The sequence below is a fragment of the Streptomyces sp. NPDC058092 genome (assembly GCF_042884935.1).
In the GTDB taxonomy this organism is placed as follows: Bacteria; Actinomycetota; Actinomycetes; order Streptomycetales; family Streptomycetaceae; genus Streptomyces.
Window position 1 is genome coordinate 69,049 of sequence record NZ_JBHVSY010000035.1, and the last position, 12,340, is coordinate 81,388.

The window sequence follows — 12,340 nt, forward strand, 5'->3', positions numbered from 1 at the left end:
ATTCCGCCACGATCTTGCCCAAAGCCCTTCTAAGATCGCTAGCAAGGCGGTTCTCCGCATCTCTATGTACTCCCTCACGAGCAGGGCATCAGGCCCTTCTGAACACTGAGAGCAGAGGATGACATCTACAAATGAACAAGCGAAGGGAGCCGCGCCCGAGCCGCGTCGGCGGAGGCCGGGCATGCTCGGCCGCCGCACCGTTGGCTGTCTGGCCGCGCTCGCCTTGGGAATCGGTAGTGGCTCGTTAGCCGTGGCGCCTGCGGCGCACTCGCAGGCGGGGGACGGATCGGTGACGGTCCGGGTGATCCGGGCCGTGGACAACAGCGGCGTGTGGACACCCGCGCTGGAACCGGGCATCGCGGGCGTCAAGGTGACCCTCACCGACGACGCCGGGACGGGCATCGAGGGGGTCACGGCGGCCGACGGCACCGTGACACTGACTCCGACGGTGGGCAGGACCACCAGCGGCAAGTACCGGGTCCAGGTGGTGAATCCGAAGCCGGGCGTGCTGTTTCCGGCCTTCGCCTCACGTCAGGGACTGGACGGTGCGCCCAACCAGTTGAGCAGCAATGAGGAGTTCGTCGACCTCTCCGGCGACAAGAACGTGGCGTACACCACCGGGCTGTGGAGTCCGGGTGACTACTGCCAGAAGAACGCACCACTGATGACGACCTGTCAGCCCACCACGCGCGAGGGCGGGACCCAGCGCACGCTGGTCTCCTTCCCGTACGACGCGCGCGGCCAGGACGGCGTCGACGTCAACGTCACGAACATCGCCACCAACGCCGAGACCGGCACGCTGTTCGGCATCGCGTGGAACAAGGCCGACAAGCGGGTGTTCTCCTCGGCGGTGGCCAAGCGCACCACGGACTACGGTCCGGGTGGCGCCGGGGGCATCTACGTGACCGATCGCGCGCAGAAGAAGACCACCCTGTTCACCGTCGTCCCGGACGCGGGGACGACGGCGCACGGGTCGGGTACCGATGACGCCTTCCTTGCCGTACCGGGCAAGGAGAGCCTGGGCGGCATCAAGATCACCGATGACGGCAAGGACCTGTTCGTCGTCAACCTCAGCAATCGCAAGCTCTACCGCTACGACGCCACGGCGGCGACCGCTTCGGCGCCGAAGGCCGTCTACGCCATCCCGGACCCGGGCTGTCCGGCGGCCGGGGACTGGCGCCCCTTCGGCCTCGGCCTGCAGGACGGCGTCGGCTACCTCGGCGGCGTGTGCTCCGGCGAGTCCACCGGGAAGCTCTCGGACCTGCGCGCGGTGGTCATGCCCTTCGACCTCGCCACCGGAGCGTTCCGTAAGGCGGTGCTGGACCAGCCGCTGGACTACCCGCGTCAGTCCACGGTTGGCAGTGGCCCATGCGACGGCGCGGGCTGGTTCCCGTGGACGAGCACCTACCCGGTCTCGCAGAACGGCCGTCCGTGTGGCAACTCCACCATCGCCAACCCCGAACCGGAGTTGGGCGAGATCGACTTCGAGGCCGACGGCTCGATGCTGCTGGCCTTCCGCGACCGCTTCGGCGACCGCGCGCCAGCCGGTCCCACGCCGAACTCCGCCGCCATCGTCATGTCGGGCGGTGACCTGAACAAGGCCTGCCCTGCGGACGGCATGTATGTGATGGACACCAACAACGGCTGCGGGCTCTCCCCCCGGGGCACCCGTTTCTTCGACGCCAGCTGGGGTGGTCACCGCAACACGGCGTTCGCCGGCATGGCGCTCTCCAAGGCCGAGAACACCATCGCGACCTCCGCTTTCGACCCCAACCACACCGCCCTCGGGTACGGCACGTCGTTCCTCCAGCGCGACGGCACGCAAGACCCGAAGTTCGGCCTGCGCCTCAACCCGCCGGGCACCGTAGCCCCGTTCGGCAAGGGCGCCTCGATGGGCGACCTGGAGGTGCTCTGCGACCAGGCCCCGCTCCAGATCGGCAACCGGGTCTGGTACGACCCCGAGCGCAAGGGCATCCAGAGCCCGGGCCAGCGCCCGGTCGTGGGCGCGACCGTCCACCTGTACGACGAGTCGGGCAAGCTCGTGGGGACGACCGAGACGACGGCGCGCGGCGAGTACTACTTCGACGACTCCAATGTCACCGGCGGCCTCCAGCCGAGGACCAAATACACCATCCGCCTCGACAATCCGACCGACTACGCCAAGGACGGCCCGCTCTACCAGTGGGTGCCCACGGACGCAGATGTCGGCGACAACCACTTCATCGACTCCAAGGGCATCGTCCCGCACGGCGCGAAGTTCCCGGAGCGGGCGCTGACCACCGGCGGGCCGGGAGAGAACGACCACACCTACGACTTCGGCTTCCGGCAACAGGAAGGCGCGCTGCGCCTGGTCAAGCACGACCAGGACGGCAAGCCGCTGGCGAAGGCGAAGTTCCAGCTGTGGAAGGAGACGAATGGTTCCGACGGCTTGCAGGCCACCGGGACGGAGCCGGACACGCCGGTCGACAAGCCCTGCCTGACCGGGACCGACGGCAACTGCCAGGGCGCCGGCGCGCCGGGGACGTACTACTGGCAGGAGGTCAGCCCGCCCGAAGGGTACGCCGTACCCGACGTGGCGGTGTTCGGGCCGCTGGTACTGACCTCCGACAACCTCGACGAGGGGGTCTCGGTGACCGCGGTCAACGAGCGGCTGCCCGGCCCCACTCCGACGCCGACACCGACGACGCCGGCACCGGGCAAACCGGGTTCGCCGGGGGCTTCAGGCGCCCCGGGTGTACCGGGTGCACCGGGCCACGCGTCCAACTCGGGCCTGGCGTCCACCGGCATGAGTCAGGCGGTTCTGCTGGCCCTGGCCGGCTGCGCCGCGCTCACAGTCCTCGGCGCGGCGCTGGTCGTGCTGATGCGCAGGCGAAGGGCACAGTACCGCTAGCCCCGAAGTGGGGCGACCGGCACCGGTGACCGTCCGGGCCGGCTCGGGCGGGTTCGCGGACCAGCGGTTCGCGAACCCGCCCTCCTGTGTGACCGACCGACGAGAGAAGGCGACTGCATGGCTCGGAAGAGGAAGACCGACGGCCGTACGCTGCGTCGGGCCCTCTGGTTGAGAACACTGATCGCGATCACGGCGTGCGGCGCCGCAGCGGGCGGCCTGGCCGCCTACCGGACCTTCTCCGACGACACCGCCACCGAGCGGCCGGTGACGATGGAGGAGGCGTCCAGGCTGGCGCTGTCGCGGCTGAATCTGTACCAGGCCAGTCCCGTGGCGGTGACCCTCACCGCCACCGAGGGCGGCGGAGTGGTGGTGCGGGTCAAGGGGGTCGTGGACTACCGAACCCACCGGGCCGTGGGGAGCTACCAGGTCACCGGGGCCTCCGGAGCTTCCGGGCCCGCCACCGGGCAGCTCGACCACGGGCTGATCGTCTGGGACACCGGCGGCCTCGGCCTGGCCCCCGCGCCCAAGGGAGACAACAGCCCGGCCTGGCAGCAGGCCGAGCACATCCCGCGCTCGGGCTGGTCCGCGCGCTCCTACACGACCGATCCTCTGGACGCCGGACTCCAGTTGCTCATCGGGCTCGGCGCTGACCGCCCCGACAACCCACTGTTGCTGGCACAGTCCGGGGCTCGCCGGCTGGAGCGCGAACGCATCAACGGCCGCACCTACGACCGGTTCGCCGGGCCGCGAGCCCAGGGCGCCACGCCCGGTGCGGGGCCCGACGGCGGACGGTCCCCGCTGACGTACTGGGTCGACGGTGACGGCGGCCTGCGGCGAGTGACGATGCGGATGCCGGGCCTGGGGACCCCGACCACCCTGGAGTTCTCCGGACGTGACGGCCGCGCGAAGCTCCCTGAGGCGCCGTGGGCCACCGGCTGACATCTCCGTGCCGATGCGCCCCGGCCTCCGTGGGTGCCGACGTCCCTCCTCAACTCATTCTTCATAGCGGCATGATGACCGGGGACGAGCCCACCGCAGCACCGTGTTCAGCGCGATTGCGGTACGGCGTCGACGTCCTTCGGGAGCGGATACGCGGCCGCGTCGACGGCCCCCGGCAGGCCGGTCGCCGGGCCGCCCGGGGCCGTCGGGTCCGGCATGGACGGCTGTGCGGGTGGGGCCGGCACCTGGCTGAACGGGACGCCGGGCGGCGCCTGTACCGGCGCCGTCCGGCCGGTGGGCAGCGCGCCCCGGCCGCGGGTGCCGCAGCCCGCGCGACCCTCCAGGCCGTTCGGGCTCTGCGTGTCGGGCCGGTTGCCCGCGAAACAGTTGCCGGGGTCGGCCGAGGCCAGCACGAGGTCGATGCCGTTGCCGGTGGCGCGGTTGCCTTCCACGCGATTGCCGCTCGCCGGATGCCCCGGCGGGTCGGTGACGACCACTCCGGCCGCCCGGTTGCCCCGGACCAGGTTGCGCTGGACGCGGTTCGCGGTGCCGCCGCCGATGCCGATGCCGATGCCGAAGCCCCCGTCCGCCTGCTCGGGTGTGTCGGCGGCGTTGTTGTCGGCGACCACGTTGCCCGCGATCACCGCGCCGTGCTGCGGGGCGAGGGCTTCCAGGTCGTTGGAGTTGACTGTGACGCCGACCCGGTTGCGGGCGACGCGATTGCCCAGCACCGACAGGCTGTCCGAGGCATTGGTCAGTTCGATGCCGACCGCGTTGCGCTCCACGGTGTTGCCGCGGACGACGGTGCTGCAGGGCTTGCACTGGCCGACGTAGATTCCGGAGTCGGCGTGCCCGGAGGCGTAGGAGTCCTCGATCACGCCGTCGCGCGCGTCAAAGGCGTAGATGCCGTACAGGCCGTTGTTGTATGCCGTGACCCGGGTCGCGCGGAAGCCCCGGACGGGAGGGAAGCGGGTGGTGTCCAGCGGGTCGTAGGCGGAGCCGCCGGCGCCGCGCTGCTGCAACCGTTCGTCGGTGACGCCGGTGAACAGCACGCCGTTGGCAAGGTAGCCGTGCACGGTGAGGTTCTCGACCACCGAGCCGGCGCCGGTCACGGTGATGCCGTTGGTCAGATGCACACCGCCGTCGAAGACCACCTTGTTGCGGTCCGTTCCGCGCAGCACCAAGCGGTGCTTGGTGACGCGCACGCTCTCCCGGTACACGCCCGGGCCGATCAGCACCGTCTCGCCCTCACGAGCGGCGTCCACCGCCTGCTGCACCGAGGGGAAATCCTGCGGAACGCGCAGCACGCTTCCCGCCGGATGCCGCGCATCGCCGGACGTCGACCCCGTACCGGAGCACCCGGTGGCCGCCAACGCGACCGAGACGACCAGTACCGACAGACGCAGCGCCGCCCGGAACACCGCAGTCGGGACTGCCGAGCGGTTCAACAGGCGTTCTGCAGAGAGGGTTTGCATGGCAGATGTTTTATCGTCTCCAATAGGCCTATGCCCACTGAACAGGGAAATGCGCAGGATCCATCCCGACCCGCGGCAACCGGTCTCGGGCGGCGCCGGGCACTGCTCGCAGCCGGAGCGGTGCTCGCCGCCGGGGTCGGCGCGGCGGCCGACGAACTGGCGAGAGACGACCGGGCAGCCGGCCGTGCCACCGCCGGCCCTCCGCCGACCGAGGCCGCGATTCCCTTCCACGGCGCCCGACAGGCAGGTGTTACGGCGCCCCAGCAACCGGCGACGCACCTGCTCTCCTTCGACCTCCCGCAGACCGCGGCCGCCACCGACCGGAAGGTCCTTCGCAGCGTCCTCGGCGCGCTGACCAGCACGCTGGCCACCGCAGCCTCCGACGCCCCGCCGGACCCGCGGCTCCAGGGCGGTGGCGCGACCCGGCTCATCTCGCTGGTCGGCATCGGCCCCGCTCTCGCCGCTCGGCTGGACCTCAACGTCCCCGCCTCACTGGGGGAGTTGCCGTCGTTCCCCGGCGACCGCCTCGACCCGCGCCGCAGTAACGGCGATCTTCTGGTCCAACTGTGCGCAGCCGACCGCTGGACGCTCACCGTCGTTGCCGAACTCGTCGGCACGGCCGCACACGCCGCCGGCGCCGTGCCGCGCTGGACCCAGTCCGGCTTCCTGCCCCACACGGCCCCGGGCACCACCCCGCGCAACTTGTTCGGCTCCAAGGACGGCACGGCCAACCCCGATCACGTGGCGGCCGAGCAGTGGGTCTGGGGCCCACCCGGAGCACACGGGGACGGCACCGTTCTGGTCTACCGCAGGATCAGCATGGACGTCACCGGCTTCGCGGCCCTCTCCGAGGGCCGGCGCGACCGGGTGATCGGCCGCCGTGCCCGCGACGGCGTCGCCCTCAGTGGCACCGCCGAGCATGACGAGCCGGACATCTACGCCAAGAACCCCGATGGTTCCTACGTCATCCCCGCCACCGCCCACGTGCGTCTCGCCAGCCCCCGCTTCGACGGCGGTGCCCGTATGCTCCGCCGCAGTTACAGCTACGACGACGGCCCGATCGACCGCGGCCTTCTCTTCTGTGCCTTCATGCGCGACCCCGCCCAGTTCACCCGCGTCCAGAACCGCCTGGCCGCCCGCGACGCCCTCACTCCGTTCCTTCAACACCGGGCCTCGGCCGTGGCCTACGTCCTGCCCGGCGCCGCATCAGCCGGGACTCTCGGCGAACAGCTCTGGACATGAAGTCCGCCTCGCTCCCTCCGCCGGGAATTGCCCCGGAACGGCTGGACAGAGGTGGGACGTACCTGGGCGGAGTCGGGAGCTGGGCCGGAATCTCGACACGCTGCGTCAGGAGAGCCGGGCAAGGGCGCCTGCCAGACGTCTTTCCTCGTCACAGTGGGGACTGGACTGACCAGGTGGTGCCCAGCCCCGCCCCACGAGGTTGGTCGACGCCGTTCGCCCACTCACCGTCTCCTCGTTCGCCGCGTCGGCTGAAGGCCGGGGCGCGCGTGCAGCCATGACGTACAGCGGTACAGCAGCGCAACACCCACGCTTCGGCGGGGCGGACGAGCAGGTAGAGCCGATCAGTACGGCCGAGTGGATTACCCCGTATCGGCAGGAACGACAGGGCGAGAGGTACGGCCGGGCCGCGATGTCGCGGTTGGTGAGGCCCTGCGCGGCCAGTTCGGCGATCTGCGAGGAGTCCGGCGACATGATCTCCGTCCTTCGGCCGGTGCACTTTCCGGACACACCGTCCCAGCGCGGCTGTTCGCCACATCGCGTGAATCCGTGAGATCCGGGGGCGGCATGGCTCGCCGTGTGCGCTCGTGCGCGCGGCCCGGCGAGCCGGTCGTCGCCGGACGGCCGGTTCAGCCGGCGCTCGCCCAGGTCCGCTGTGCCCAGTCGGCGAAGCCGGTCCAGTGGATCTCCGGGTGGGCGGCATGGAGGGCGGGGATGTCGACGCGGTAGCCGGGCCCGTTCAAGAACGACCACATCGCGTGCATGTCCGGATTGCCGATGGCCGCGAGCGGTACGTACTCGTGGCGGACCTCGCGTCCCAGCGCCGTACCGAGCGCGGCCGCCATCTGCGTGGGCGTGGGCGCGTCGCCGGCCAGTTCGATGCGCCGCCCGACGTACGGAGCGGGGTTGAGCAGCACTTCCGCCGCGAACGCGCCGAGGTCGTGCCGGGCGAGCTGCTGCAACGGCCGATCGGGCGGCAGCGGCAGATCGAGCACGCCGTCGAGGATGCGCCGCCCTCCGCCGAGCGCGTTGTCGAAGAAGTACGTCGGACCCAGGATCGTGTACGGCACATCGCCCGCGCCCAGTTCCGCCTCGATGCGAGCCTTGCTCTCGAAATGCGGTACTCCGCTGTCCTGGTCGGCCCCGGCGACCGAACTGAACACGAGATGCGCAACGCGTTCCCGCGCCGCAGCCGCGAGGATGGCCCGCCCCTGCTCCACCTCCGCCTCGACACCGGCCTCGAAGGGCGTGGTGAACGCGAAGACACCGGCCACCCCCTTCATGGCCGCGGCGAGCGACCCGGGATCGCTCAGGGAACCCGCCACCACGTCGACACCCTGATCGGCCAGTTGCTGCGCGGCACTTTGACCGGGGTCGCGGACCAGCGCCCTGATCCGGGTCCCGCGGGCCAGCAGCGCGCCGGTCACGGCACCGCCCTGCCCGCCCGTCGCGGCCAACACCAGGATCGGCTCCTGCACCATGGATGAACTCCCTCTTCTGCACCGGGGCATCGGATCTGAAGTCGGCCCCGACGGCAATCTTCCGTCACGGACGACAGCGCACGACGCGGACTCGCCCGAGATGGGCGCTGGAGGACTCGACCCCGTGCACGCACAGTCATGACGCTCGTCCGACCGGCGCCTAGCGTTCCCCTCCTCGTATGATTGCCGGAAAGAAGAGGGTCCCATGCAGTTCGGCATCTTCACAGTCGGAGACGTGACGTCCGATCCGACCACCGGCCGCACTCCGTCGGAGCACGAGCGCATCAAGGCGATGTCGCTATCGCGCTCAAGGCGGAGGAGGTGCCCCTGGACGCCCCTGGACGTCTTCGCGACCGGCGAGCACCACAGCCCGCCGTTTGTACCGTCGTCCCCGACGACCTTGCTCGGCTACGTCGCCGCGCGCACCGAGAAGCTGATCCTGTCCACCGTCACGACACTGATCACCACCGACGACCCGGTGAAGATCGCGGAGGACTTCGCGATGCTCCAGCACCTGGCGGACGGCCGGGTGGACCTGATGCCGGGGCGGGGAAACACCGGACCCGTCCATCCCTGGTTCGGGCAGGACATCCGGCAGGGCATTCCGCTCGCCCGGGAGAACTACGCGCTGCTGCGCCGACTGTGGCGCGAGGACGTCGTGGACTGGGAGGGCACGTTCCGCACGCCCCTTCAAGGCTTCACCGCGACGCCCCGGCCGCTGGACGGCGTACCGCCGTTCGTCCGGCACGGCTCGATTCGCTCGCCGGAGATCGCCGAGCAGGCCGCGTTCTACGGCGACGGCTTCTTCCACAACAACATCTTCTGGCCTGCCGAGCACACGAGGCGGATGGCCCAGCTGTACCGGCGGCGGTACGCGCACCACGGGCACGGCACGCCCGAGCAGGCGATCGTCGGGCTCGGCGGGCAGGTCTTCATGCGCAAGAACTCGCAGGACGCCGTACGGGAGTTCCGCCCCTACTTCAACTACGCCCCGGTCTACGGCCACGGACCCTCCCTGGAGGACTTCACTGAGCAGACACCGCTCACGGTGGGCTCCCCGCAGCAGGTCATCGAGCGGACCCTCGCCTTCCGGGAGACCGTCGGCGACTACCAGCGCCAGCTGTTCCTGATGGATCACGCGGGCCTGCCCCTGAAGACCGTGCTGGAGCAACTCGACATCCTCGGCGAAGAGGTGGTGCCCGTCCTGCGCGAGGAGTTCGCGAAGGGGCACCCCGCCGAGGTACCGGACGCGCCGACGCATGCGTCGCTGCTCAAGGCCCAGGAAGAGGTGAACGCCGCATGAAGCTCGTCGCCGTCTCCGCGGGGCTGAGCACCCCGTCCTCGACCCGCCTGGTCGCGGACCGTCTCGCCGGGGCGGTCCAGGGCGAACTCGCCCCCCGGGGCCTCGACGTGCAGACCGAGGTCGTCGAACTGCGCGAACTGGCCGTCGCCGTCGCCAACGACCTCGTGACCGGGTTCCCGCCGCCCCCGGGGCCGCCGCGATCGACTCGGTGGCGGGCGCCGCGGGACTGATCGCGGTCACACCCGTGTTCACCGCCTCCTACAGCGGCCTGTTCAAGTCCTTCTTCGACCTCATCGACCCGGACGCCCTGACCGGCAAGCCGGTCCTGATCGCAGCGACCGGAGGTACGGCTCACCACTTCCTGGTCCTGGAGCACGCGCTGCGCCCGCTGTTCTCCTATCTGCGCGCGGCCGTTGCCCCCACCGCCGTGTACGCGGCGTCCGAGGACCGGGGGCCGGGCGGTGACGCGTACACCGAGGGGCTGCCCGCGCGCATCCGGCGGGCGGGCGCCGAGCTGTCCGCCCTCATGGCCGCGTGCCCGGATGAACCGGCACCCGAGGGCGAGGACGAGGCCACCGTGCTCGAACGGCAGCTGTCCGATCTGCACTTCGACTGAGCCCGGTCCCGACGAGCGCCGCCGGACCGCCGACGGCGGTCCGGCCCAGGCGGACGACCGCGGACGGTTGCCGGGTCGGCAGGCCGAGGTCCTGTTCCTGCACGGCGATCACCACCGAGGTCTCGGGCGGCGCCTGGAACAGCGCCTCCAGCAGCGCCTCGGCGGTCGGACGGTCCACACCGGCGGTGGGCTCGTCCAGCAGCACCGGGGGGCGCCGCAGTACGGCGCGAGCGGTGGCCAGGCGTCTGCGCTGCCCCTGGGACAGCAGGCGCCCGGCGGGGCCGACCCGGGCCAGGAGAAGGTTCTCGTGCAGGGTGCCGGGCACCTGGTGCGCCGGCTGGCCCACCCAGGAGACCCGGCCGGGATCGGCGGGGACGGCCTGTCCGTCCACCACGTGGAGCGCGCGTCCCTCGTGCGGGGCGGACAGCCCGCCGCCGCGGCCAGCAGGCTGGACTTGCCCGCCCCGCTCGGTCCGGTGACAGTCTGCTGAGCCGCGGCCCAGGTTCGCCACGAGCGGGCGGAGCGCTGACTTCTCCGTCCGCGCCATCTTCTTGTCCGGGAGCGCACAGTACGCTTCTCGTCGGACGTGGTGAAGGAGACGGCACCGATACTTATGATCCGTCACCGCTGCAAGCGGCAGCTGGTGCAGCTCGGAACCCAGAGAGGCACCGGACCCGCTCGCGGGGTCACGGTCAGACCGACGGAGTGCACGGACGTGGTTGGCTCAAGAACTGGCGGACGGACCGAGCCCCCGAGGATGCGCCGCGACGGAAATCGCCCGCATCGAACACGAGTCAAGAACTTCAGGAGCCACCTTGTCCCGTACCTCCCCTCGCAAGTTCTCTCGTTTTGAGACCACACGGGCCGAGGCCTTCAGCGACGGTGTGTTTGCCATTGCCGTCACGCTCCTGGTCCTCAACCTCGCTGGTCCGCCGCACAAGCCGGGCGGCCTTGGCCGGGCTTTGCTGGCTCAGTGGCCTGCCTACCTCGGCTACCTGGCGTCATTCGGCTATGTTGCGGTGATCTGGCTCAACCACCACCAGGCCTTCGTCCGCATCAGGGCCATGGACCGCGGACTACATGCTGCCAACCTGTTTCTCCTGCTCACCACGGCGGCGCTGTCCTTCCCCACAGCGGTGGTCGCGGACGCACTGCAGACCGACCTTACGGACTCTGACGCGCGGGTGGCCGTTGCTCTCTACGCCGGCCTTGCCGCAGCGATGTGCCTGAGCTGGGTGGCCTTCTACCATCAGCTCGCCCGGCGACCCGAGCTGATGGACCCTGACGTGGAGGACACGTACGTACGGCACGGACGGCTTCGCTCGTGGGCCGGAGCGCTTGCCTACACCGTCGCAGGGCTTCTTGGAGTGTTCATCGCACCATTGCTGGCGATTGCGGTGTTCGTTCTCCTCCCGGTCTTCTACTTCGTCACCAGCGAAGGCCTGCGCGGCGGGCGGGACGGCTCCTCCTGATACGGCCCACACGAGTGACGCCACAGACGCGATCACGAAGTGGCACTGGAGCTACGCACTGTTTCTCGGATCTCCGGACGTGGGTGGGGTGTTGGGGTCAGGCCGGTTGACCTTCAAATGGGCCGAGACCTCGATCGCCGGTTACAGTAGTGGACGTGAGAAGTCCGAGTCCTTTCTCACCAAAGGGCTCGCGGAGAGTCGGCGCGCCAAGCTGATGATTGCCGCTCGTGACGGCGAACCCTTCGACACCCAGTCAGGTCTGCCGGCCTGTTCGTCGAGCGAGTCGACATCCCTGGCCGCGTCGGTGGTCGCCAGCCGGCGTACCAGCGCGCTCGACCTGTTGGCCTTGTGGGCGAAGCAGATCTCCCCTTCCAGGTGGTGGCGGCGGTACACGGACCGGAATGGTGAGACATTTTCTGCGATCCGGTCCGGCGCCTGTCATGTCCGTGCATGTCACCCGATCGGCCGATGCCGACGGGCCTCCAGCCGCAGTGGTTGATCAGTGATCGTCCCAATGCCCGTCGTGCGAGGCATGCCGATGGCCGTCATGGACGTAGTCGACATGGTCCTCATGCGGCACGGCGACATGGCCGCAGTCCAGTCCGTGCTGGTGTTCGTGCCCTTCGTGCACCGAGTGCGCCGGATTCACGCACTCGTCCACATGGTCTTCGTGGACGCGATGCAGGTGGCTGTCGTGCGCGTAGTCGATGTGGTCGTTGTGCGGGATCGCCACGTGGCCGCATCCCGGGGCGTGCTGGTGCGCGTGCGCGGGGTGGGGGTGGTGCGCCGTGGTCGTGGACATCTCGCTGACTCCTTCGTGGGTTCGCCGCCTGAGAGCCTGTCGGGTGGCCGGTTGATTACGCTGCGATGTAGTCCTCGACGGTGTTGGCTCGTGCGGTCTTGCGGTGGGATTCATGGCTCCACC

9 protein-coding genes and 1 pseudogene are annotated in these 12,340 nt (G+C 70.2%); 7 read left to right on the forward strand and 3 right to left on the reverse strand.

Annotated elements, in window-relative coordinates; translation table 11 throughout:
• Positions 1-181: 181 nt before the first annotated feature.
• Both ACFVV1_RS36940 and ACFVV1_RS36945 read left to right on the forward strand, forming a co-directional pair.
• Positions 182-2,890 (forward strand): SdrD B-like domain-containing protein, encoded by a 2,709-nt coding sequence (locus ACFVV1_RS36940; RefSeq protein ID WP_389998872.1) that lies wholly within the window; start codon positions 182-184, stop codon positions 2,888-2,890.
• 117 nt (positions 2,891-3,007) lie between these two features.
• On the forward strand, positions 3,008-3,829 hold the full coding sequence (locus tag ACFVV1_RS36945; protein WP_389998875.1) for a hypothetical protein: 822 nt from the start codon (positions 3,008-3,010) through the stop codon (positions 3,827-3,829).
• 107 nt (positions 3,830-3,936) lie between these two features.
• Here ACFVV1_RS36945 and ACFVV1_RS36950 read toward each other — a convergent pair whose 3' ends face one another.
• Positions 3,937-5,304, reverse strand: coding sequence for a right-handed parallel beta-helix repeat-containing protein (locus ACFVV1_RS36950; protein ID WP_389998878.1), 1,368 nt, complete (start codon positions 5,302-5,304; stop codon positions 3,937-3,939).
• A gap of 30 nt (positions 5,305-5,334) precedes the next feature.
• Between ACFVV1_RS36950 and ACFVV1_RS36955 the strand changes: the two genes are divergently transcribed.
• Positions 5,335-6,546, forward strand: a complete 1,212-nt coding sequence (locus ACFVV1_RS36955; protein WP_389998880.1) for a Dyp-type peroxidase — start codon at positions 5,335-5,337, stop codon at positions 6,544-6,546.
• Positions 6,547-7,172: 626 nt separating this feature from the next.
• Here ACFVV1_RS36955 and ACFVV1_RS36960 read toward each other — a convergent pair.
• Positions 7,173-8,024, reverse strand: a complete 852-nt coding sequence (locus ACFVV1_RS36960; RefSeq protein WP_389998882.1) for an NmrA/HSCARG family protein — start codon at positions 8,022-8,024, stop codon at positions 7,173-7,175.
• A gap of 235 nt (positions 8,025-8,259) precedes the next feature.
• On the opposite strand from ACFVV1_RS36960, the gene ACFVV1_RS36965 reads away from it, so the two are divergent.
• The 4 genes and pseudogenes from ACFVV1_RS36965 (at position 8,260) to ACFVV1_RS36980 (ending at position 11,415) form a co-directional block, all read left to right on the forward strand.
• A complete protein-coding gene (locus ACFVV1_RS36965) occupies positions 8,260-9,327 on the forward strand; it encodes an LLM class flavin-dependent oxidoreductase (RefSeq protein ID WP_389998885.1) in 1,068 nt (355 codons plus the stop codon).
• Positions 9,324-9,943, forward strand: a pseudogene (locus tag ACFVV1_RS36970) (CE1759 family FMN reductase). Before ACFVV1_RS36965 ends, ACFVV1_RS36970 begins: the two are co-directional and overlap by 4 nt.
• Positions 9,944-10,010: 67 nt before the next feature.
• On the forward strand, positions 10,011-10,433 hold the full coding sequence (locus tag ACFVV1_RS36975) for a hypothetical protein (RefSeq protein WP_389998888.1): 423 nt from the start codon (positions 10,011-10,013) through the stop codon (positions 10,431-10,433).
• 325 nt (positions 10,434-10,758) lie between these two features.
• Positions 10,759-11,415, forward strand: coding sequence for a TMEM175 family protein (locus ACFVV1_RS36980; RefSeq protein ID WP_389998891.1), 657 nt, complete (start codon positions 10,759-10,761; stop codon positions 11,413-11,415).
• A gap of 499 nt (positions 11,416-11,914) precedes the next feature.
• Here the strand turns inward: ACFVV1_RS36980 and ACFVV1_RS36985 are convergent, their stop codons facing one another.
• Positions 11,915-12,217 (reverse strand): hypothetical protein, encoded by a 303-nt coding sequence (locus ACFVV1_RS36985; protein WP_389998894.1) that lies wholly within the window; start codon positions 12,215-12,217, stop codon positions 11,915-11,917.
• Positions 12,218-12,340: the final 123 nt, after the last annotated feature.

What these genes read in the sequence shown, in the direction of transcription:
- ACFVV1_RS36960 (WP_389998882.1), bottom strand. Translation starts at nt 8,024, where the DNA reads ATGGTGCAGGAGCCGATCCTGGTGTTGGCCGCGACGGGCGGGCAGGGC.
- ACFVV1_RS36945 (WP_389998875.1), top strand. Translation starts at nt 3,008, where the DNA reads ATGGCTCGGAAGAGGAAGACCGACGGCCGTACGCTGCGTCGGGCCCTC.
- ACFVV1_RS36950 (WP_389998878.1), bottom strand. Translation starts at nt 5,304, where the DNA reads ATGCAAACCCTCTCTGCAGAACGCCTGTTGAACCGCTCGGCAGTCCCG.
- ACFVV1_RS36955 (WP_389998880.1), top strand. Translation starts at nt 5,335, where the DNA reads ATGCCCACTGAACAGGGAAATGCGCAGGATCCATCCCGACCCGCGGCA.
- ACFVV1_RS36940 (WP_389998872.1), top strand. Translation starts at nt 182, where the DNA reads ATGCTCGGCCGCCGCACCGTTGGCTGTCTGGCCGCGCTCGCCTTGGGA.
- ACFVV1_RS36985 (WP_389998894.1), bottom strand. Translation starts at nt 12,217, where the DNA reads ATGTCCACGACCACGGCGCACCACCCCCACCCCGCGCACGCGCACCAG.